Genomic DNA, 21761 nt, shown 5'->3' with positions numbered 1-21761 from the left:
GCCCGGGGGCCCCGGCCGAACGGACGGCACGGTCCACCGCGGAAACGGAGAGCGCGGGGCTACGGTGTCAGCACGATCCTGCCGAAGACTTCACCCGCGTCCATCTTCTGGTGCGCCGACACGGCTTCGTCCAGCGGCAGCACTTCGTGCACCACCGCTTCGATCTCGCCACGGCCGGCTGCGGCGAACTGCTCGCTGCGTACGGCACTCAGGTCGGCCGGGGTGACGGTAGCGGCGCTGAAAGCGGCGAAGGACATCGATTTCTGGAACGCCGCCATGATCTTCGTACCGAAGTCGGCGGGCGGCTGACCTGCGACAGCGCCCACGGCCACCATGCGGCCGTTCGGGTTGAGCCTGTCGAAGAACGACGGCATGTCCTCACCGGCCACAACATCGATGATGACGTCATAGCCCGCGGGAGCCTCTTCCCCTCCGTCGCCGGAGCGGTCCAGCACGTGGGTCGCGCCGAGACGGCGCAGCCGCTCGCCGCGCTCGGCCGACGATGTCGTCACCGCCACCGCGGCGGCACCACCGCGGGCCGCGAGCTGCACCGCCATGATGCCGATACCGCCGGCCGCGCCACGCACCAGGACGGTCTCCCCGGGAACGAAATGGGCGTGGCGAAGCCCGAAGTGGGCCACCGCACCGGAACTGCCGAGCGTCACCGCGGCAGCGGCGGACAGACCGCTGGGCAGGGGAAGAATCCGCTCGACCGGTACGACGGCCTGTTCGACGTAGCCTCCGCCGGTACCGGTGAAGCCCCACACCCGCAGGCCGGTCCACGACGCGTCGACGCCGTCACCGACCGCGGTCACGGTGCCCGCCACCTCGCTGCCCGGGATGTGGCCCTCCTGGAATCCGTAGGCGGCCAGAGCCCCGCTCCGGATCAAGGTGTCGACACCGCCGACGCCCACCGCCTCGGTGGCTATCAGTACCTGCCCGGCAGCAGGTGCGGGTACCGGCAGGTCGACAGCAGCCAGAACGTCGGGGCTTCCGAACCTCTGGATCGAGATTGCCTTCAACGTGGTCTCCAGGTTCTCGGACCGCTCGAGCGCGAGAGCTTCTACGCCTCGGACGGTAACCGGACGCCCCCGCCCGCCTGGATAAAGTGAGAGTGGTGACCGACCGTTTGCCTCATACGTTGCGCTCCGACGCGCTGGACAACCGCGAACGCATCCTCGACGCGGCCCGAGCGCTGTTCTCCGCCGACGGCCTGGACGTGCCGATGCGGGAGGTCGCGCGGCGTGCCGGGGTGGGGCCTGCCACCTTGTACCGCCGCTTCCCGACCAAGCGGATGCTGGTCACCGAGGCCTTCGCGGAGCAGCTCCACGCATGTCGCGCCATCGTCGACGAGGGGTGCGCCGATCCTGATCCGTGGCGTGGCCTGTGCCTGGTAATCGAGAGGATCTGTGAGCTGCACGCACGCGACCGGGGCTTCACCGAAGCCTTCCTGTCGGCCTACCCGGGGGTGACGGATGTCGCCGCAGGCCGTGAGCACACGGTGAAAGCCGTCGCCGAACTGGCTCAGCGAGCCAAGGAAGCGGGGCGCCTGCGGTCCGACTTCGTCCTGGACGACCTGATTCTCGTACTCATGGCCAACAAGGGGATCCACGCCACATCGGCCGCCGGCCAGGTCAAGGCCTCCCGACGCTTCGCGGGGCTGGTGATCCAGGCGTTCGAAGCCTGCCCTCGGCACGCACAGCCGCTGCGGTGATCTTCGCGGTCTTCGAGGAGAACGGCTACCGGGATGGTGACAGCGTTCTCGGGCCCGGCAGCCGAACGGTCGGGCGGGGCGGTCAGCGCAGGTGGGAGGTGTCGTTGAAGAGGCGGACGCTTGCGTTGCCGTCCGCGTAGTAGGCCACCGCCGACAGGGAGGCCGCCGACAGTTCCATGCGGAACAGGGACTCCGGCGGGGCGCCCAGGGCGAGCCGTACGAAGGTCTTGATCGGCGTCACGTGGGTGACGAGCAGGACCGTGCGGCCCGCGTACGCCGCGGTCAGCTTGTCGCGGGTGGCGGCGATCCGGGTGGCGGTGGCCGCGAAGCTCTCGCCGCCGCCGGTCGGCTCGGCCTCCGGGTCGACGAGCCAGGCGTTCAGGTCCTCCGGGTGACGTTCCCGCACCTCGGCGAAGGTGAGGCCCTCCCAGGCGCCGAAGTCCGTCTCGCGCAGGCCGTCGTCGACGCTGACCTCCAGGCCGAGGCGTTCGGCGACGATGCCGGCGGTCTCGCGGGTGCGGGCGAGGGGGGAGGCGACGATGTGCTGGATCGTGCCGCGCCGGGCGAGGGCGGCCCCGGCCCGCTCGGCCTGCTCCCTGCCGACGTCGGAGAGCGAGGGATCGCTGCCGCCGGACCCGGAGAACCGCTTCTGCGGGGTCAGCGGCGTCTCCCCGTGCCGCAGCAGCACGAAGGTGGCCGGGGCCCCCATGTCGGCCGGAGCCCAGCCGGGAGAGGCCACGGTGCGCGCGGCACGGACGTCGGCATCGGCCTTGGCGGCCTCGCCGGCAGCCGGAGTGCCGGCTCGGTCGCGGCCGCGCGCCAGCGCCTCGCGCGCCTTCGCCGCGCCGGTCCTCGCGTCGCCGGGCGGGGCCGTCGGCTCGGCGGGGGACACGGCCTGCGCGGACGTGGAGGCCGGCGCGGACGTCGGCTCCGTCCACTGCTCGCCCCGGGCTCCGGCGTCCATCGCCTCGTTCGCCAAGCGGTCCGCATGCTTGTTCCGGTCCCGCGGGATCCACTCGTACGTCACCCGGTCCGGCGGGAAGACCCGCGCCGCCTGCATCGCCAGCGGCTTCATGTCGGGGTGCTTGATCTTCCAACGCCCGGACATCTGCTCCACGACGAGCTTGGAGTCCATGCGGACGTGCACGGTGGCCGACGGGTCCAGCCGGTGCGCGGCGCGCAGGCCCGCGAGCAGGCCCCGGTACTCGGCCACGTTGTTCGTGGCGACGCCGATGTACTCCGCGGTCTCCGTCAGGGTCTCCCCCGTCGCCGCGTCGCGCACCACGGAGCCGTACCCCGCGGGTCCCGGGTTGCCCCGCGACCCGCCGTCGGCCTCGACGACGAACTCCCGCACGGCCGGCCCCTACAGGCCGGACTCGGCCGTGCGCACCAGGATGCGGCGGCAGTTCTCGCAGCGCACCACCGTGTCGGGGGCGGCCGCGCGGATGTCGTTGATGTCGGTGATGGACAGCTCCTGGCGGCAGCCCTGGCAGGTGCGCTGGTACAGCTTCGCCGCGCCGATGCCGCCCTGCTGCTCGCGCAGCTTGTCGTAGAGCTTCAGCAGGTCCGCGGGGACGGAGGCGGCGACGACCTCGCGTTCCTTGGTCACGGAGGCCACCTCGCCGTCGATCTCCTCGAAGGCGGCGGCCCGGCGGGCGGTCGCGTCGTCGATCTTCGACTGGACTGAGGCGACGCGCTCGGTCAGCTCGTTCACCCGCTCCTGCGCCGACTCGCGGCGCTCCATGACCTCCAGCACGATGTCCTCCAGATCGCCCTGCCGCTTGGCGAGGGAGGCGATCTCCCGCTGGAGGTTCTCCAGGTCCTTGGGCGAGGTGATCGCGCCGGAGTCCAGGCGCTGCTGGTCGCGGACGGCGCGCTGGCGCACCTGGTCCACGTCCTGCTCCGCCTTGGTCTGCTCGCGGGCGCAGTCGCTCTCCTCGGTCTGCGCGGCCACCAGGAGGTCGCGCAGCTGGGTTGCATCCTTGGTCAGCGACTCGATCTCGGCGTGCTCGGGCAGCGACCTGCGCTTGTGCGCGAGCTGCTGCAGGCGCACGTCGAGGGCCTGGACGTCGAGGAGTCGGATCTGGTCGGCGGGCGCGGCGTTCAGTTGGGGGCTCCAGGTGAAGGGGAGTGACTGGTCCAGGGGTCGGTGACCGTCTTGGAGACGTGGACGCGCAGGTCCCATCCGTGCCGGTCGGAGATTTCGTCGAGCTGACTCGCGGCCAGCTCGCACCAGGGCCACTCGGTGGCCCAGTGCGCCGCGTCGAGCAGCGCGAGGGGACGATGGGCGCTGGCCGCCATGAACTCGGAGGCCGGGTGGTGGCGCAGGTCCGCGGTGAGGAAGGCGTCGACGCCGGCCGCCCGGACGTGGTCGAAGAGGCTGTCGCCGGAGCCGCCGCTGACGGCGACGGTGCGGATCGGCGCCTCGGGGTCGCCGGCGACGCGGATGCCCTGCGCGGTGGCGGGCAGCCGCTCGGCGGCGCGGGCGGCGAACTCGCGCAGCGGCAGCGGGTGGTCCAGTTCGCAGACGCGGCCGAGGCCGCGGCGGCCGTGCGGGTCGCCCGGGTCGGGGACGAGGGGGCCGGTCACCCGCAGGTCCAGCGCGCCGGCGAGCGCGTCGCTGACGCCCGGGTCGGCCGTGTCGGCGTTGGTGTGGGCGACGTGCAAGGCGATGTCGTTCTTGATCAGCGTGTGCACCACACGGCCCTTGAAGGTGGAGGCCGCGACCGTCGTCGTCCCGCGCAGATAGAGCGGGTGGTGGGTGACCAGCAGGCCGGCGCCCAGTTTCACCGCCTCGTCGACGATCTCCTGGACGGGGTCGACGGCGAACAGGACCCGGGTGACCTCCTGGTCGGGGTCGCCCACGACCGTGCCGACCGCGTCCCAGGACTCGGCCCGCTCGGCGGGCCACAGGTTCTCCAGCGCGGCGATGACTTCAGACAGACGGGGCACGGGAAAAGGCTACCTGCCTGCACCGCGCCGCTGAACCGGTGCCGGGGACCGGCTCCGAGGACCGGCGCCGGGGACCCTGCGGGGCCGGGCCCGCCTTCAGCACACGGGCCGTCGCGTCCTCAGGCGAATCGTTCCTGGGCCACCCTTATGTGTGAAGCGGCCGCCAGCCTGTCCCCGCCTGCGCGTACGAAAACTAGCGTCGTCGCAGGAGGTGACCAGACGATGACGGCCTGTGCGATCGAGCCCGGGACGGCGCCCGGGGACGGCGCCCCGCGGGCGGGCTGCTGCACGATCACCGTGGACGGCTCCTACGCCGCCCGCCTCGCGCCGGACGGCGACTCCTGGTTCCCGGAGCGCTGGACACTCGACGGTCCCGAGCCGTACGCCGTGCCGCTGCCCGGCAGCCGGCCGGAGCAGCCGGGCAGCGAGGTGCAGCCGATGGGCGACGGGCGGGTGCTGATCCGCCGGGCGGCCGAGGGGCGGCACGTCTTCGCGCTGCTGTACCCGACCGGACCGGGCACGGGTGAGCTGCCGCTCGGGACGGTCGAGTGCCCGGAGCCCGGCAGCCGGCTGCGGCTGCTGCCGCCGGCGCCGGGCGGCGAGCGGGCGTACGCCCTCGTCGTGGGCCGGCGCTCCAGCACGGTGTGGCGGGTGGTGGGCGGCGCCTTCGGGCCGGAGCCCGTGGCGGAGGTCCCGGGGCGCTGCTCGGGCGGGGTGTGGCTGGAGCGGTCGGGACGGATGCTGGCCCTGGACCGGGAGACCGGCGGCCGGACCAAGACGGTGGTGGCCGACCTGGAGCGGGGCGGCGAGATCTCGCCGCTGCTGCAGATCGCCGCCGACAGCGACGACCGGCTGCTGCTCGCCGACCTGGACAGCGGGCTGCTGCTGATCAGCTCGGACGCGCCCTCGCCCGGACAGGAGCGGCTGGGCTGGGGTGTGCTCGGCAGCACGCTGCCGGTGCGCTTCCCCGAGAGCCTGCGGCTGCCCGGCTGCGCGGTGACGCCATTCGCGATCCAGCCGGGGCAGGTGCTGACGCCGGAGAGCTGTGCGGTGGCGCTGCGCATCGACGGTCCGGCCGGCGGCTGGGTCGGGGTGTGGCGGCCGGAGGGACGGCGGATCCACCATCTCCCGGCGCCCGAGGGGTGGTTGGCGGGCGCTGGGCTGTACACGCCGGACGGTGTGCTGCTGCTGCCGTACGCGACGGGCGAGGTGCCGTGCGGCGTGGCGCGGGTGCCGGCGCCCGTACGGCAGCCGGAGAGCGACGTCACGGCGGTACGGGCAGCGTGGGAGCGCGTGACCCCGGCCCCGGAGGGCGCGAAGCCCGCGCGGGAGGACGCGAACCCCGTGTGGGAGGGCGCTTCCCCGGCCTCGGAGGGCGCGAACCCCGCGTCGCCGGACGGCTCGCCTCCGCCGGACGGCGCGTCACCGCCGGGCGGCTCGCCTCCGCGGGACGACGATCCGGAGCCCGCCGCGCCGCGTCCGGTGCCGTTGCAGCAGGCGCCGTTGGGGGGCCTTGTAACGAAATCGTCCCGGTCGGCTGGTCGCCTGGATCCGGCCCTCGGGGGGCTGGATAGACTCGCCGGGCTGTAAAGAGATCATGTTTTGACGGGGTGAAGAGTTCCGATGAGCGACGCACGTATCATGCAGCCGCTGCCCGCCGAAGCCCGGGAGGACACCGGCCACGGCCGGCACCGGGGCCCGATCTCGGCACAGGACGGTGACACGGCCCCCCCACGGCCGGCACCGCAAGCCCGCCGAGGACGCGGAAGCAGCGGCCTGACACATGCACGACGGGGGCCCGCACGCCGGACGGCGTGCGGGCCCCTCCGCGTGTCCGCCCCGGGCCGTCCCGGCGCTGCTCGCGGCCACTCGCGACTACTCGCGGCTGAGCCGCAGCACCTCCGCCGCCCCGAACGTCTCCCCGGCCGGCCGCTCCGCGTAGTGCGGGGTGAGCAGCGCGTCCAGTTCGTCGTGGCTGAAGGTGTCCTGCTTGCTGTCGAACTTCGCACGCACCCGCGGCCGTTCGACGACGGCCACCATGCCGCCGTGCACGACGAGCAGCTGGCCGTTGATCCGGGAGGCGGCCGGAGACGCCAAGTAGCCGACGAGGGGCGCGACATGCTCGGGGGCGAGCGGGTCGAGGCCGCCGTCGGCCGGGCGGGCGAGGCCGGCGAAGACGTCCTCGGTCATCCGGGTGCGGGCGCGCGGGCAGATCACGTTCGCGGTCACCCCGTACTTGGCGAGCGCGAGCGCCGTCGAGGTGGTCAGCCCGACGATTCCGCCCTTCGCGGCGGCGTAGTTGGGCTGCCCGGCGGATCCGGCGAGGAACGCCTCCGAGGAGGTGTTGACGATCCGCCCGTACACCGGCGCGCCGGTCGCCTTGGACCGCTCCCGCCAGTGCGCCGCGGCGAAGCGGGTGGTGTTGAAGTGCCCCTTGAGGTGGACGCGGATCACCGAGTCCCACTCGTCCTCGGTCATGGAGAAGACCATGCGGTCGCGCAGGATGCCCGCGTTGTTGACCAGGATGTCGAGACGGCCGTACTCGGCGATCACCGACTCGATCATCTCGCGGGCCTGGGCGAAGTCGGACACGTCTCCGGTGTGGGCCAGCGCCGTGCCGCCCGCGGCGCGGATCTCGGCGGCGACCTGCTCGGCGGGGCCCGCGGAGGCGTTCCCCGAGCCGTCCCGGCCCGGCTGCCCGAAGTCGTTGACGACGACGGCCGCGCCGAGCCGGGCGAGTTCCAGCGCCTCGGCGCGGCCCAGGCCCCGGCCGGCGCCGGTGACCAGGGCGGACAGTCCTTCCAGTGGCAGCGACACGGACACTCCCGTCATCCCGTCATCCCGTCGTCCCGTCAGATCTCGACGCACGTGCGCAGCGCGGTGCCCGTGCGCATCTGCTCGATCGCCTCGTCGATCCGGGCCAGCGGCACCCGGTGCGTGATCAGGCCCGCGAGGTCGATGCGGCCCGCCCGCCACAGGGCGATGGTCCGCTCGTAGGAGCGCAGGATGTCGCCGCCGCCGTACATCGAGGGCAGGATGCGCTTCTCGTCGAAGAACAGCTCGAACATGTTGAGCTGGAGGAAGTCGTCCATGGCGCCCGCGCCGACCACGACCAGGGTGCCGCCGCGCCGGGTGTTCTCGTACGCCGCGCGGGCGGTGGCCGACCTGCCGACGACCTCGAAGACGTAGTCGAAGCCCTCGCCGCCGGTGACCTGCTGCCTGGCGTCGGCCAGTTCGTCCGGCGGCACGGCCCGCGTGGCGCCGAACCGCAGCGCGGCCTCCCGGCGCGAGGCGACGGGGTCGACGGCGACGATCTCGGCGGCGCCCTTCAGCCGCGCCCCCTGGACGGCGCAGATGCCGACGCCGCCGCAGCCGATCACGGCGACCGACGAACCGGCCTCCACGTCGGCGGTGTTCAGGGCGGCGCCGAGGCCGGTGGTGACCCCGCAGCCGATCAGCGCGGCGATGTCGAAGGGCACGTCGTCCGGGATCGGCACCGCGCAGCCGGCGTCGACGACGACCTCCTCGGCGAAGGTGCCGGTCCCGGCGAAGCCGAACACGTCACCGGCGGGGCGGCGGAAGTTGGGGGTGCCCGCGTTCATGAACCCGGCCAGGCACAGCTCGGTCTGGCCGCGCCCGCAGGCGGGGCAGCTGCCGCAGGCCGGCAGCCAGCACACGACGACCCGGTCGCCGGGCTTGACGTGGCCGACGCCCTCGCCGACCTCGAGGATCTCGCCCGCGCCCTCGTGCCCGGGCACGAACGGCGCCGGCTGCGGCAGCACCCCGCTCATCGCGGACAGGTCGGAGTGGCACAGCCCCGTGGCGCGCACCCGGATCCTGACCTTGCCGGGCCCGAAGCCCACCGCCTCGACGTCGTCGAGGACCTCCAGCTTGTCCTGGCCGATCTCGTGCAGTACCGCTGCGCGCATGGTGCGGCTCCCCTCAGGTCATCCAGGGTTCACAGGTCATCCGGGGTTCAGGAGTGTTCGACGATCGTGTCGGCGAGGACGGGGGCGTCCGCCCGCTCGACGGCGGTGACGGTCACCCGTACCCGGCCGGTCTGCCGCCACATGCGGATGCGCAGGGTCTCGCCGGGGTACACGACCCCGGCGAACCGGGTGGCGTACGAGCGCACCCGGCCGGTGTCGCCGTCGAGCAGCGTGTCGACGACCGCCTTGAGCGTCATGCCGTAGGTGCACAGTCCGTGCAGGATGGGGCGTTCGAATCCGGCGCGCTTGGCGAAGTCGGGGTCGGCGTGCAGCGGGTTCCAGTCGCCGCTGAGGCGGTAGATGAGGGCCTGGTCCTCGCGGACCGGCCGCTCGACGGTCCGGTCGGGCTCGCCCGTGGGCGGCTCGAGGCGGGCGGAGGGGCCGCGGTCGCCGCCCCAGCCGCCCTCGCCGCGTACGAAGATCTGGGCGTCGTTGGTCCACAGCGGGCCCTCGGCGTCGGCGGCCTCGGTGCGCAGGACGAGGACGGCCGCCGTGCCCTTGTCGTACACGGCGGCGATGCGGGAGGTGGCGGTGGCGGTGCCCTCGGCCGGGATGGGGCGGTGGACGGTGAGGGCCTGGCCGCCGTGCAGGACCCTGGCGAGGTCGACGTCGACGCCCGGCATGGACAGGCCGCCGATCACGCCCGGGGCGCCCGCGCCCGCGACGGTGGCGAAGCTCGGCAGGACGTGCAGCCGGGACTCCAGGGTGTAGCGCAGCTCGTCGGGGTCCGTGGCGGGGACGCCCGCGCCGATGCCGAGATGGTAGAGCTGGACGTCCTTGCGGTCCCAGGCGATCTCCGCGGAACGGGGTCCGGCGGCGAGGGCCTTGGCTGCGTCGATGGGCATGGGGCTCCTGGAGGTGATGGCGGGAAGACCCCGGTGCGGCCGTCCGCACCGTCGGCCGCACCGGGGTCGCTGCGGGCCGACCTAGAACGCGTTCCAGTCCGGCGCCCTCTGTATAGCCGAGGGTCCCGCAGTTGTGAAGGCTCCTGACGGCACGTCAGGTCGCCGGGGCGGGATGCCGGGACATTTGTCCCGTGGGAGTCCGTACGGGTGCCCCTGCCGGACGGGGCGGCCGGTGCGTAGCGTCGTCGGCACGACCGAGGGGGCCGTGCCGTCGTACCGGCGGGCCGGGCCCCGCCGTACGAACGGGGAGCAGAGTGATGGACCGGTTCCGCAGGAAATCGTGCGGATTTCGCAGGGTCTCGTGCCGAGGGGACGCGAGGGACGCGACGCGGCGGGCCGGCGGGCGCGCCGTGCGGCCGGGCGGGCGGGGGCCCGAGGATCCCGGGCCGCCCGCCTCCGGGTTCTCGCTGCTGCCCTGGCTGCTGATGGGAATGGGCGCGTTCTCCAACCTCTTCCAGGGCGAGACCCCCAACCCGTGGATCGGCGGCCTGGGCCTGCTCACCTTCAACTCCCTCTACATCTACGTGGCGTTCCGCTCCTTCGTGAAGGAGACGCGGGCGGCGGTGTCCACGCGGGCGGCACTGGCGGTGATGGCGCTGCTGACCTGCGGTCTCGCCATCGGCTACGGCGGCAACTGGCTGCTGTTCTTCCCGCTGCTCGGCCTCGCGACGGGGGCGGCGCTGCGGGGGCCCGGGCTGCGCTGGACGGGCACGGGCGTCGCCGTCCTCGCGGCGTCGGTCTGCTGCGCCCGCGAGGGCTGGAGCGGTCTCGGCATCGCGTACGCCACCTGGATCTCGACGATGGTGACGGCGGCGATCCTGTCGCTGTCGGAGGCGGTACGGGAACTTCGTGCCGCCCGTGAGGAACTGGCCCGGCGCGCGGTCGAGAAGGAGCGACTGCGGTTCTCCCGCGACCTGCACGACCTGCTCGGTCACACGCTGTCGGTGATCGTGGTGAAGTCGGAGGCGGCACGGCGGCTCGCGCCGCGGGACCTGGACGGGGCGCTCACGCAGATCACCGACATCGAGTCGGTGGGCCGGCAGGCGCTCACGGAGATCCGCGAGGCGGTGACCGGGTACCGCGAGGGCAGCCTCGCCACGGAACTGGACCGGGCCCGCTCGGTGCTGACGGCGGCCGGTGTCGAGCCCGTGGTCACGCGGTCCGGACCGCCGCTCGCCCGGCAGACGGAGGCGCTGCTGGGGTGGGTGGTGCGGGAGGCCGTGACGAACGTCTTACGGCACAGCGGGGCGAGCCGCTGCGAGATCGCCCTCGACGGCACCCCCGAGCGGGTCAGCCTGACGGTCACCGACAACGGCGGCACCCGGGACGCCGGGACGGCGGGGGCGGGGAGTGCGCCGGGTGTCGGCGGGGCCGGGGACGCTGGGGGTGTCGGAGGTGTCGGGGGTGCCGACGGCATCGGTGGCGCGGGCAGCGTGGGGGGTGGCACGGGCCTGAAGGGCCTGATGGAACGCCTCACGATGGCGGGCGGGAGCCTACGGGCCACCGCGTCACCGCACGGCTTCACGATCACCGCCGAACTGCCGGCGGACCCGGCGGAGTCCGCGGAGCCCCCCTTGTCCGCGCCCCTTCCGCCGCAGACGGGGTCACCGCTGCCGACGGGCACCGCGGCCGGGACGCCGTGACCGCCCGCCGCCCGGCGGCCGTCGCCACCGGCCGGGTGACCGGCGGCCGGGTGAGCGGTGGCGGCCGAGCAGCCGACCCGTCGCCTTGCGGCGAGGAGCCACACCACGGCCGCGGGAGACCGGGCGGCATGGCCACCGCCGCCGACGGCACCGCGTCCCGGACGGACGGACGGGCCGGGAAACCGCGGATCGGCCGGGCGGGCCGGGATGTCACGGGCCGGAGGGACGGTCGGGGATGTCATGAGCCGGGCGGATTGCGCGGGCCGGACGAGCGGGCACGGGTATCGCGAACCGGCCCCGGACGTGCCGAGGCCGCACATAGCCGGACAAGCGGGCCCGGCTCGGAGGAGCCGGGGCCGGACCAACCGGGTCGCAGCGGGCCGGGCGTCGCTGACCGGACCCGGACCGGCCGAGGCCGCACCTGGCCGGGCTCGGAAGGGCCGGGGCCGCACCTGGCCGGACAGGCGGACCGGGCATCACGGACCGAACCCGGACGGACCGAACCCGGACGGACCGAGGCCGGACGGACCGAGGCCACACCGGACCGAGGCCACACCGGACCGGGCAAGCAGACCGGGATGCCGCAGACCGGACCCGGGGCCGGCCGAGACCACAGCCAGCCGGGGGCCGCGGACCGGGATGCCGCGGACCGGACCCGGGCCGGCCGAGACCACAGCCAGCCGGACGCCCCGGCTCGGACGGGCCGGGGCGGCGCGGGCGCTCTACGCTTGGGCCGTGGACGAGATGCCCCCGGATCGCCGGCCGGGTAAGTGCGTGCGGGTCCTGCTCGCCGAGGACCAGGGAATGATGCGGGGCGCCCTCGCCCTGCTGCTCGGCATGGAGGACGACATGGAGGTCGTCGCCCAGGTCGGGACGGGCGACGCCATCGTGGACGCCGCCCTCCTCCGCCGCCCGGACGTCGCCCTGCTGGACATCGAGCTGCCCGGCATGAGCGGTCTGGACGCCGCCGCCGCACTGCGCGACCAGGTGCCCGACTGCCGGGTGCTGATCCTGACCACCTTCGCCCGCCCCGGCTACCTGCGGCGGGCCATGGAGGCCGGAGCCGCGGGGTTCCTGGTCAAGGACGGGCCGGTGGAGGAGCTGGCGGCCGCGATCCGCCGGGTGCTGACCGGCGAGAGCGTGATCGACCCCGCGCTGGCCGCGGCGGCGCTGAGCGCCGGGCCCAGCCCCCTCACCCCCCGGGAGTGCGACGTCCTCAGGGCGTCCGCGGACGGCGCGACCGTCGCCGACATAGCCGCCCGGCTGCACCTGTCGGAGTCCACCGTCCGCAACTACCTCTCCTCCGCGATCGGCAAGACCGGCAGCCGCAACCGCATGGAGGCGATGCGGGAGGCACGGCAGCAGGGGTGGCTGTGAGCGCCCCCTCGTGAGGCCCCGTCCGTCAGACCCCGCCCGTTGGGCCCCGTCCGTCAGTCCCCGTCCGTCGGGCCCCTCCCGTCAAACCCCCTCCGTCGGGCCCCGCCCGCCCGGCCTCCCCGCCTCATCTGGCGGAGCCCCGGCGCGGCAGCCACGCCAGCATCAGCACCGTCCCCGCGAGCAGCACGCACGCCCCGGTGCGGAACACCAGGGCGTATCCGTCCGTCAGCGCTGCCGGGGTGTCGCCGCCCGCCGAACGGGCCGCCGCGATCGTCGACATCACCGCGAGGCCGAGCGAGCCGCCCATCGTGCGTGAGGTGTTGATCAGCCCGGAGACCAGGCCCGCCTCCCCCGGCGCCGCCCCGGACGTGGCGAGCGCGGCGAGCGGAGTCGCCGTGAGGCCCGCGCCCAGCATCATCAGGATGCCGGGGACCATGATCTCCGTCAGGTACGCGCCCTGCGGGGTCATCGCCGACTGCCAGCCGAAGCCGGCCGCCGCCACCAGCGTGCCGAGCGTGGCCACGGTGCGCGCGCCGAGCACCCGCATGAAGCGGGGGGCCGCCTTCGATCCGACGAGCACGGCCAGGGAGCTCGGCACCAGGGCCAGACCGGCCTGGAGCGGGGTGTAGCCCAGCACGTTCTGGGCGTACAGCGTCATGAAGAACCACATGCAGAACATCGCCGAGCCGCACAGGAACATGGCGGCGTTCGCCGACGACACCGCCCGCAGCCGCAGCAGCCGGAGCGGCATCAGCGGAGCCGCCGTGCGCGCCTCGACGGCCAGGAAGAGCGCGATCAGGGCGAGCCCGGCGGCGAGCGGCGCCAGGGTGGCCGTCGCCGCCCACCCCTCGGCCTCGGTCTGCGAGATGCCGTACGCGAGGGTGGCGAGCCCCGCCGTCGCCAGCACCGCGCCCGGCAGGTCCAGGCGCCGCCCGTCGCTGTCGCTGCTCTCCACCAGCCATCTGCGGGCCCCGGCGAGGACGACCGCCCCGACGGGCACGTTGATCAGCAGCACCCACCGCCAGGACAGACCGTCCACCAGCAGCCCGCCGACGAGCCCGCCCGCGGCGCCGCCGCCCGCGCCCACCGCGGTCCAGGTGGCGATCGCCCGGGCCCGCGCCGGACCCTCGGGCACGGCGGAGGTGAGGATGGTGAGCGTGGAGGGCGCGAGAACCGCCGCCCCGAGCCCCTGCACGGCCCGCGCGAGCAGTAGTTGAGCGCCCTCCCCCGCCAGCCCGCCGCCCAGCGAGGCCAGCGTGAACAGGGCGAGCCCGACCAGGAACATCCGCTTACGCCCGTACAGGTCGCCGGCTCGCCCGCCGAGCAGCATGAACCCGGCGAAGGCGATCGCGTAGGCGTTCACCACCCATTGCAGCCCCTGTGCGCTCAGCCCCAGGTCGGCCCGCATGGACGGCAGCGCTACGTTGACGACGGAGACGTCGAGGACGACCAGGAACTGTCCGGCGCACGCGAGCGCGACGACCAGCCAGGTGGGAGGCGCGGTGCGAGGTGGTGAGGTGCGGGTGTCCGCTGCGGCTCCGAGCATGGGTGCCATGCTCTCAACCCGGCGGCGCACGGTGCATCGGGATTTCGCTCCGGAGCGCCTCGGCCGTAGGACCTAGGACCCGGTCGGAGTCAACCATCGGGTGGCTGTGCGGGTTCACCGTGTCGCCTCCTGCGAGCTGTAGGCCGTCGCCTCGTGTGACCGGTAGGCCGTCACCTCCGCCGACTTGTAGGCCGTGCCGCGGGGAGCGAGGCACACGAACCAGTCGTCCGGGGATCCTCCGGCGGACCGGATGCCCTGCGGGACGCCGCCGTTCGCGCTGTTCACCGCGGTGCGGTGGAGGCTGGTGCTCGTGCCGTCCTTCCAGACGCAGGTGACCTGCCGGACGGCCTTGGCGACCCGGCCGACCACCAGGCGCGAGGACCCGGAACCGGGCACCAGGGACAGCGCGCCGGCGTCGAGGTCCGTGCCCGCCTGGACGTCCGTCCCGGGGAGCGTGTTCTCGATCACCAGGGAGCTCTTTCCGCCGTAGCTGCGGTGCACGAAGTACGCGCGTTTGCCGACCAGATCGGAAGCCCTGTCGACGTCCGGCGGGTTCTCGCCGCGCGCCCGCATCGCGTCGAGCTGGGCCTGCGCATCGACCTCCTCGCTCGGGGCCGGCCACATGTCGAGGGTGACCTTCCATTCCTTGCCGTCCTCGGTCCCGGCCGCCAGCACGGTCCGCCGAGGTGCGTACAGCTCCGGCATGACGCTGGGCGCCGGTGGACGGGTCGCCGGCTCCGCCCCACGCCCGTCGCCGCCCGGCAGGCCCGCGAGCGCCAGGGTGCCCGTCGAGCCGACGATCGCCAGGGCCGCCGCCGTGGCGACCGCCCAGCGCCGGGCCCTGCGGCGGCGTCCGCCGCGGATCAGAGCCTGGGTGGGGGCTATGCCGACCTCGGCCTCGTCCGCGGCCTCGGCCAGCAGGAAGGCGATGTCCCTCTCCGTCATGTTCGCCATGTCGTGGTTCGTCTCCCGGTATGCGCTCATCGCTGCCGCCCTCCCCCGCTCGTGACCATGTCCGCCAGTCCCGGTATGGCGCGGAGCTTCGCGATCCCCTTGGCCGCGTTGCTCTTGACCGCGCCGACCGAGCAGCCCATCGCCTGCGCCGCCTGGGTCTCGGTGAGGTCCTCCCAGTAGCGCAGGACGACCGCCTCCCGCTGCCGCGGGGGCAACTGGGCGAGCGCCGTCAGCAGGACGCCCCGGTCGTCGGCCTGCGCGATGCGGTCGCCGCTGTCGGCGACCTCGCGCACCAGGCCGGAGTCGTCCTTCGGCGCCAGGAACTCCCGGAGCTTTCTGCGGTGCTTGCGGGCGTGCGCGTTGATCATCACTCGCCGTACGTACGCCTCCGGGTCGTCGGCCGAGCCGACCCTCCGCCAGGCCACGTAGACCTGCTCGAGCGTCGACTGGACCAGGTCCTCGGCGGCGTGCTGCTCCCCCGTGAGAAGAAATGCCGTCCGCATCAGCCGCGGCCAGCGGCCGGTGACAAAGCCCTGGAACTCCCTGTCCCGGGCCTGCTTGCGATCCCCCATGGGCACCTCCTAGATGTCATAAGGAGTCCATGAGCCGCCCGGACCGTTGCCTCGGACCCGAGGTTCTCCGCGGAACTGACCGTGAGTCAGATATTCATGGGCCGGTCAAGAATTCGTTAGGGACCCGAAGCAACGGAATAGTTGCTCATGCATACGAGGTTTACCAGGCACTTATCTCACTGGAGGCCTCACCCCATGACCCACACGACGAACGACCAGCCCGCCCGGGCGGCGAGCGGGGCCGTGGTCCCGGTCCTCGCCTTCGCGGGGATCGTTGTCGCGGTGATGCAGACCCTGCTCGTCCCGGTCATCAAGGATCTGCCGCAGCTGCTGGACACCGCCCCCAGCAACGCCACCTGGGTCCTGACCTCGACACTGCTCTCGGGCGCCGTCGCCACCCCGATCATGGGCCGCCTCGGCGACCTGTACGGCAAGCGGCGCATGCTCATCGTCAGCCTCGCGGTGATGGTGGCCGGCGCCCTGGTCAGCGCGCTCACCAGCACGCTGCTGCCGATGATCGCCGGCCGTACCCTCCAGGGCTTCGCGATGGGCGCGATCCCGCTCGGCATCGGCCTGATGCGCGACATGCTGCCCCGCGAGCGGCTCGGCTCGGCCATGGCCCTGATGAGCTCCTCGATCGGCGTCGGCGGCGGGCTCGCGCTGCCGCTCGCGGCCCTGGTCGCCCAGCACGCCGACTGGCACGCCCTGTTCTACGGCGCCGCCGGCCTCGGCGCCCTGTCGATCGCCCTCACCCTCCTCGTCGTACCTGAGTCCCCGATGCGCGCCGAGGGGTCCTTCGACCTGCTGGGCGCGCTCGGCCTGTCCGCCGGTCTGGTGCTGTTCCTGCTGCCGATCACCAAGGGCAGCGACTGGGGCTGGTCCTCGGGCACCACGCTCGGCCTGTTCGGCGCGGCGGCCGTCGTCCTGCTCCTGTGGGGCGTGCTGGAACTGCGCGTCCAGGCCCCGCTGGTGGACCTGCGCACCACGGCCCGCCCCGCGGTCCTCTTCACCAACCTCGCGTCGATCATGGTGGGCGTCAGCTTCTACGTCGTCTCGCTCGTCCTGCCCCAGCTGCTCCAGCTGCCGAAGGCGACCGGTTACGGCCTCGGCCAGTCGATGGTGGTCGCCGGTCTGCTCGTCGCCCCGCTGGGCCTGACGATGATGTTCACGGCGCCCGTCTACGCCCGCCTGTCGGCGCGGTACGGCCCGAAGGTCACGCTCATCCTCGGCATGCTGATCATCGGGATCGGCTACGGCGCCGGCCTCGGCCTGATGAGCGCCCCCTGGCAGAGCCTCGTCATCTCGGTGATCCTCGGCACGGGCATCGGCCTGGCCTACTCCTCGCTCCCCGCCCTGATCGTCGGCGCGGTCCCGGCCTCGGAGACGGGCGCCGCCAACGGCCTGAACACCCTGATGCGCTCCATCGGCACGTCCGTGTCGAGCGCCGTCATCGGCATGGTGCTCGCCAACACCGCGAACGACGTCGGCGGCGTCCCGGTCCCGACCCTGCACGGCTTCCGGGTCTCCTTCCTGATCGCGACGGGCGCGGTGGCCGTCGGCCTGCTGATGGCCGTGTTCCTGCCCCGGCCCGACCGGGCGCCGCGGCTGCGCGCGAGCAGCGAGGAGGAGGCGAACCTGGCGCGCGCCGAGGAGGCGCTGCGCGGCTTCCGCGGCCGGGTGCTGGACGCCTCCGGCGCCCCGGTGGCCCGCGCCAAGGTCACGCTCATCGACCGGCGGGGCCGCCAGGCGGGCGCGACGCTGTCCGCGCAGGACGGCAGCTACGCCCTCGCCGTGCCGTCCGGGGGCGCGTACGTCCTCGCCGCGCGGGCGGCCGGGCACGGTCCGCTCGCCTCGTCGGCGACGCACGGCGGCGACGAGGGCGCGGTGGAGGTGGACCTCCCGCTGCCGGGCACCGCGGTCTCGGCGTAGCCGACCCGGCCCTCGCAGGCCCCCTCGCCGGCCCCTCACCGGTCCCTCGTCGGCCCCTCGCCGCACCCCCTGTCGCCCGGCGGCAGGGGGTGCGGCAGCATGGGGCGCCGAGACGACCGCTACGGAAAGGCGTATCCGATGCCCGTGCCCGCGGCACCCAAGCCGGAGATCCTGGCCGCGTTCGAGGCCGCCAAGGGGTTCATGCCCGTGCACGAGGGCCTCGCCCTGTACGCGGCGGCCGCCGAGGCGGGCGGGCTCGGGCTGCCGCTGCTGGAGGTCGGCACGTACTGCGGCCGCTCCACGGTCCTGCTCGCCGACGCGGCCCGCCAGGCGTCGGTCACCGCGCTGACGATCGACCACCACCGCGGCAGCGAGGAACAGCAGCCGGGCTGGGACTACCACGACCCGGAGACGGTGGACCCGGAGCTCGGCCTGATGGACACCCTGCCGACGTTCCGCCGCACCCTGTACCGGGCGGGCCTGGAGGACCACGTGGTGGCCCTGGTCGGGCGCTCCCCGCAGGTGGCGGAGGTCTGGGCCGCTCCGCTCGGCCTCGTCTTCATCGACGGCGGGCACACCGACGAGCACGCCACCGCGGACTACGAGGGCTGGGCCCCCCATGTGGCCCAGGGCGGCCTGCTGCTCATCCACGACGTCTTCCCGGACCCGAAGGACGAGTTCACCGGCCAGGCCCCGTACCGCGTCTATCTCAGGGCGCTCGCGTCCGGCGCCTTCACCGAGGTCTCGGCGACCGACTCGTTGCGCGTCCTGCGGCGAACGGGGGCGGGGATCTGAGCGCGCGGTTAGAGTCGCAGACGTGTCGTACGTAGGCCCGGACTTCGATCCGCCCCAGCCCCGCCGCTCCCGCCGTCCGCTGACCGTCGCCCTCGCCGCGCTGGTGCCGGGCGCGCTGCTCGGGTGGCTGGCGTACCAGGCCGTGGGCGCCTCCGGGGACGACGGCGGCCAGGACCGGGCGTCCGTCGCCTCGTCCGCGTCGGCGTCGTCCGGCGGCCCGGCCGCCTCCACGGCGCCCTCGACGTCCAAGGCGTCCTCGGCGTCCTCGGCGTCCGCGACCGGCGACGACGAGCGGCCGGCCTCGCCCGCGCCGTCCTCCGCCCGGTCCGCGCCCGCCGCCTCCGGCCCCCTCAAGGGCAAGGTCGTCGTCATCGACCCGGGGCACAACCCGGGCAATTTCCAGCACACCGCCGACATCAACCGGAAGGTGAACATCGGCACGAACCTCAAGGAGTGCGACACCACGGGCACGTCCACCAACGCGGGTTACTCCGAGGCCCGCTTCACGCTGGACGTCGCCCGGCGGCTGCGGACGATCCTGCAGAAGCAGGGCGTGAGGGTGAAGTTCACGCAGGACGGCGACCGTCCCTGGGGTCCGTGCGTGGACGAGCGTGCCCGCATCGGCAACGCCGCCCACGCCGACGCCGCGATCTCCATCCACGCGGACGGCGCCGCGGCAGGCGACCGCGGCTTCCACGTCATCCTGCCGGGCGCGGTGCACGCGGGCGCCGCCGACACCCGTCCGATCGTCGATTCCTCCGCCGATCTCGGCGAGCGCGTGGCGGGCAATTTCGTCCGCGCCACGGGCAGCGCGCCGTCCAATTACATCGGCGACGGCACCGGTCTCGTCACGCGTAAGGACCTGGGCGGTCTCAATCTCTCAACGGTTCCCAAGGTGTTCATCGAGTGCGGGAACATGCGCGATAGCAAGGACGCGGCACTGCTGACGAGCGGAGCCTGGCGGCAGAAGGCCGCGCAGGGGATCTCTGAGGGAATCGTGAGTTTCCTGCGCGCTTCGTGAACCGGCGGCGCGACCCGGCGAACACACGTGCCCGGCGGACGATAGTGTCTACCGACGACGAGACGACCTGAGAAGGACCTGAAGTGAATATCCGCTCCCTCACTCGAGGCGACGGCGTGGTGATCGGAGCAGCGGTATTGCTGTTCATCGCGTCGTTCCTCAAGTTCTATTCCGCCGACGGGTTCAACTGGAACCAGAACGCGTGGGACAGCCTCGGCACCGGTCTCGGCCTCTACATGGGCGGAGTCATCGGTGCCGCTCTGATCGTCGTCAACCGCTCCCTGCCCCAGCCGCGCAAGGTCGCGGGCCTCGACCTGGGTGCGGCGGGCACGGCGTTCGCGGTTCTCACCGCGTGGACGCTGTTCTGGACCCTGGTGGACGTGCCGGACGGCGTCAGCGCCGGCGCGGGCCTCGTCCTCGGCTTCATCGCCGCTCTCGTCCTGGCCGGCGCGGCGGTCGCCACCCCGCTGGTCCCGGCGCTGCAGGCCGCGCTCGTCCCCGCTCCCGGACCCGTCGCCCCGCAGCCCTACGGCGGTCAGCCGCAGGGCGGTTACGGCTACCCCGGCGCCGGAGCCGGCGCCCCGGCGCAGCCGTACGGCGGTCAGCCGCAGCCGGGGCAGCCGGTGGGCGGTCAGCCGCAGCAGACCCCGCCGCCGGCCGCCGACTTCTCGCCGTTCTGGTTCGCCGTGCCGGTGGCGCGGCCGCTGTTCGCCGAGGACGGCTCGCCCACGCCGATCGCCGAACTCGTGCCGGGCACCTGGTACCTGGCGGTCGAGCAGCGCGGACCGAGCCTGGTCGCGCAGACGCAGGACGGCCGTCGCGGGGTGCTGCAGGACACCTCAGGCATCCAGCGCGGCTGACCGCCGCGAGCCGTCGCGCGGCCCCTCGCCCTTCCGGGCGGGGGGCCGTTGTCGTACAGTCGCAGCCCCGGACGGCGACTGACGGTCCGTCAGAAAGGTGGACGCCATGCGGCTCGGTCTCGCGCTCGGCTACTGGGGACGCGGCCCCCGTGCCGACCACGTGCCGCTGGCCCAGGAGGCCGAGCGGCTCGGCTACGACTCCGTGTGGACCGCCGAGTCGTGGGGGTCGGACGCGTTCACCCCGCTGGCCTGGATCGCGGCGCACACGTCGACGATCAAGCTGGGTACGGCCGTTGCCCAGATGGCCGCCCGTCCGCCGACCACCACCGCGATGCACGCGCTCACCCTCGACCACCTCTCCGGCGGCCGCATGATGCTCGGCCTCGGGCTGTCCGGGCCGCAGGTGGTGGAGGGCTGGTACGGCAGGCCGTTCCCGAGGTCGCCGCTGACGGCGACCCGGGAGTACGTCGACGTCGTACGGCAGGTGCTGCGGCGCGCCGCGCCGGTCGCGCTCGACGGCCGGTTCCACTCCCACCCCTACCGGGGTGAGGACGGCACCGGGCTCGGGAAGCCGCTGAAACCCATCACCCACCCCCTGCGGCCCGGCCTGCCCGTGCTGCTGGGCGCGGAGGGCCCGAAGAACGTCGCGCAGACGCTGCGGATCGCCGACGGCTGGCTGCCGCTGTACTGGTCGCCGACGCGGCCGGAGGCGTACGGGCCCGCCGTCGGGGACGTGCGTCCCGGGTTCCTCGTCGCCCCGCTGGTCCAGGTCCGGGTCTGCGACGACGTGGCGGAGGGCCTCGCGCCGGTCAAGGCCATGCTCGGCTTCTACATCGGCGGCATGGGCCACGCCGCCCGCAACTTCCACGCCGACCTGATGGCCCGCATGGGGTACGAGGAGCAGGCGCGCCGGATCCAGCGGCTGTTCCTGGACGGCAGGCGCGAGGAGGCCGTCCGCGCGGTGCCGGACGCCTTCGCCGACGAGATCTCCCTGGTCGGACCGCCGGAACGGATCGCCGAGCGGCTTCAGGCCTGGCGCGCGGGACCGGTGACGGACCTGCTGGCGCTGGCCCCGGACCTGCGGACGCTGCGCGTCCTGGCCGAGCTCAACTCCTAGGCCCCGCCGCTCGACGGGAGAACTCGCGGGACCGGGCCGGGTTTCGTCCGCGTTCCGGCGGCAACCCGACTGGTATGTCGCCTAGATATCGCAACGGTACGAACTCGGCCGGCACGGTCATCGCGATCGTCGCCGACGTCATGGCCGGCATCCTGGGCCTGTGGATCCTGATGTACCTGCTGGACGCCAACCGGGCGAACGACTTCGTGCAGTTCGTGCACGACGCCGCCCGCTGGCTGGCGGGCTGGTCGTACGACCTGTTCACGTTCGACGCGGCGTGGGCACGGGTGGTGGCCGGCTACGGCCTGGCCGCGGTCGTCTACCTGTTCGTGGGCCACGCCATCGCCAACCGCGCCCAGCGGCACTGACCTCCACCCGGAGCGCCGA

The 21761-nt window shown here is 73.8% G+C and carries 20 protein-coding genes; 10 read left to right on the top strand and 10 right to left on the bottom strand.

Going from position 1 to position 21761, the window contains the following annotated elements:
- Positions 1-59: 59 nt before the first annotated feature.
- Positions 60-1022, bottom strand: a complete 963-nt coding sequence (locus tag AB0G63_RS27315; protein WP_360755222.1) for a zinc-binding dehydrogenase — start codon at positions 1020-1022, stop codon at positions 60-62.
- A 95-nt stretch (positions 1023-1117) separates the two neighbouring features.
- Here AB0G63_RS27315 and AB0G63_RS27310 point away from each other — a divergent pair, with 95 nt between their 5' ends.
- Positions 1118-1714 (top strand): helix-turn-helix domain-containing protein, encoded by a 597-nt coding sequence (locus AB0G63_RS27310; protein ID WP_360755219.1) that lies wholly within the window; start codon positions 1118-1120, stop codon positions 1712-1714.
- Between the two features lie 82 nt (positions 1715-1796).
- On the opposite strand, the gene AB0G63_RS27305 is transcribed toward AB0G63_RS27310, so the two are convergent.
- From AB0G63_RS27305 to AB0G63_RS27295, 3 genes are read right to left on the bottom strand one after another with little or no spacing between them, the layout of a single operon-like run.
- Positions 1797-3068: a bifunctional RNase H/acid phosphatase gene (locus AB0G63_RS27305; RefSeq protein WP_360755216.1), complete on the bottom strand. Its 1272-nt coding sequence runs from the start codon at positions 3066-3068 to the stop codon at positions 1797-1799.
- A 9-nt stretch (positions 3069-3077) separates the two neighbouring features.
- Positions 3078-3821: a C4-type zinc ribbon domain-containing protein gene (locus tag AB0G63_RS27300; RefSeq protein WP_360755272.1), complete on the bottom strand. Its 744-nt coding sequence runs from the start codon at positions 3819-3821 to the stop codon at positions 3078-3080.
- Positions 3818-4666 carry a Nif3-like dinuclear metal center hexameric protein gene (locus AB0G63_RS27295; RefSeq protein WP_360755214.1) on the bottom strand — a complete coding sequence of 283 codons (849 nt, stop codon included), beginning with the start codon at positions 4664-4666 and terminating at the stop codon, positions 3818-3820. Before AB0G63_RS27295 ends, AB0G63_RS27300 begins: the two co-directional genes overlap by 4 nt.
- Positions 4667-4888: 222 nt before the next feature.
- Between AB0G63_RS27295 and AB0G63_RS27290 the strand changes: the two genes are divergently transcribed.
- Positions 4889-6256, top strand: coding sequence for a hypothetical protein (locus tag AB0G63_RS27290; protein WP_360755211.1), 1368 nt, complete (start codon positions 4889-4891; stop codon positions 6254-6256).
- 285 nt (positions 6257-6541) lie between these two features.
- Here the strand turns inward: AB0G63_RS27290 and AB0G63_RS27285 are convergent, their stop codons facing one another.
- From AB0G63_RS27285 to AB0G63_RS27275, 3 genes are read right to left on the bottom strand one after another with little or no spacing between them, the layout of a single operon-like run.
- Entirely contained in the window at positions 6542-7483 is a 942-nt protein-coding gene (locus AB0G63_RS27285) for a 3-oxoacyl-ACP reductase (RefSeq protein ID WP_360755209.1), read from the bottom strand.
- 35 nt (positions 7484-7518) lie between these two features.
- Positions 7519-8595 carry a Zn-dependent alcohol dehydrogenase gene (locus tag AB0G63_RS27280; RefSeq protein ID WP_360755206.1) on the bottom strand — a complete coding sequence of 359 codons (1077 nt, stop codon included), beginning with the start codon at positions 8593-8595 and terminating at the stop codon, positions 7519-7521.
- Positions 8596-8642: 47 nt separating this feature from the next.
- Positions 8643-9500: a MaoC/PaaZ C-terminal domain-containing protein gene (locus AB0G63_RS27275; RefSeq protein ID WP_360755204.1), complete on the bottom strand. Its 858-nt coding sequence runs from the start codon at positions 9498-9500 to the stop codon at positions 8643-8645.
- A gap of 410 nt (positions 9501-9910) precedes the next feature.
- On the opposite strand from AB0G63_RS27275, the gene AB0G63_RS27270 reads away from it, so the two are divergent.
- Together AB0G63_RS27270 and AB0G63_RS27265 are read left to right on the top strand one after the other, a co-directional pair.
- Complete coding sequence (locus tag AB0G63_RS27270) at positions 9911-11203, top strand: histidine kinase (RefSeq protein WP_360755201.1); 1293 nt, start codon at positions 9911-9913, stop codon at positions 11201-11203.
- A gap of 744 nt (positions 11204-11947) precedes the next feature.
- On the top strand, positions 11948-12580 hold the full coding sequence (locus AB0G63_RS27265) for a response regulator transcription factor (protein WP_360755269.1): 633 nt from the start codon (positions 11948-11950) through the stop codon (positions 12578-12580).
- A gap of 124 nt (positions 12581-12704) precedes the next feature.
- On the opposite strand, the gene AB0G63_RS27260 is transcribed toward AB0G63_RS27265, so the two are convergent.
- The 3 genes from AB0G63_RS27260 to AB0G63_RS27250 form a co-directional block, all read right to left on the bottom strand.
- A complete protein-coding gene (locus tag AB0G63_RS27260; RefSeq protein WP_360755199.1) occupies positions 12705-14126 on the bottom strand; it encodes an MFS transporter in 1422 nt (473 codons plus the stop codon).
- Between the two features lie 114 nt (positions 14127-14240).
- The gene (locus AB0G63_RS27255) at positions 14241-15110 is read right to left on the bottom strand and encodes a hypothetical protein (protein ID WP_360755197.1); all 870 of its coding nucleotides are present in this window, start codon (positions 15108-15110) and stop codon (positions 14241-14243) included.
- The gene (locus AB0G63_RS27250; RefSeq protein ID WP_360755194.1) at positions 15107-15652 is read right to left on the bottom strand and encodes a SigE family RNA polymerase sigma factor; all 546 of its coding nucleotides are present in this window, start codon (positions 15650-15652) and stop codon (positions 15107-15109) included. Before AB0G63_RS27250 ends, AB0G63_RS27255 begins: the two co-directional genes overlap by 4 nt.
- Positions 15653-15847: 195 nt before the next feature.
- On the opposite strand from AB0G63_RS27250, the gene AB0G63_RS27245 reads away from it, so the two are divergent.
- From AB0G63_RS27245 to AB0G63_RS27220, 6 genes are all read left to right on the top strand, one after another.
- Positions 15848-17581 carry an MFS transporter gene (locus tag AB0G63_RS27245; protein ID WP_360755191.1) on the top strand — a complete coding sequence of 578 codons (1734 nt, stop codon included), beginning with the start codon at positions 15848-15850 and terminating at the stop codon, positions 17579-17581.
- A gap of 138 nt (positions 17582-17719) precedes the next feature.
- Positions 17720-18376, top strand: coding sequence for a class I SAM-dependent methyltransferase (locus AB0G63_RS27240; protein ID WP_360755266.1), 657 nt, complete (start codon positions 17720-17722; stop codon positions 18374-18376).
- Between the two features lie 22 nt (positions 18377-18398).
- On the top strand, positions 18399-19397 hold the full coding sequence (locus AB0G63_RS27235) for an N-acetylmuramoyl-L-alanine amidase (RefSeq protein WP_360755188.1): 999 nt from the start codon (positions 18399-18401) through the stop codon (positions 19395-19397).
- 83 nt (positions 19398-19480) lie between these two features.
- Positions 19481-20257 (top strand): hypothetical protein, encoded by a 777-nt coding sequence (locus tag AB0G63_RS27230; protein ID WP_360755185.1) that lies wholly within the window; start codon positions 19481-19483, stop codon positions 20255-20257.
- Between the two features lie 106 nt (positions 20258-20363).
- On the top strand, positions 20364-21374 hold the full coding sequence (locus tag AB0G63_RS27225) for an LLM class F420-dependent oxidoreductase (RefSeq protein WP_360755183.1): 1011 nt from the start codon (positions 20364-20366) through the stop codon (positions 21372-21374).
- Between the two features lie 74 nt (positions 21375-21448).
- Positions 21449-21742, top strand: coding sequence for a hypothetical protein (locus AB0G63_RS27220; protein WP_324789480.1), 294 nt, complete (start codon positions 21449-21451; stop codon positions 21740-21742).
- Positions 21743-21761 lie beyond the last annotated feature (19 nt).

This window comes from Streptomyces sp. NPDC020996 (genome assembly GCF_040641355.1).
In the GTDB taxonomy this organism is placed as follows: Bacteria; Actinomycetota; Actinomycetes; order Streptomycetales; family Streptomycetaceae; genus Streptomyces.
This window is presented reverse-complemented; position numbering and strand designations above follow the sequence as displayed.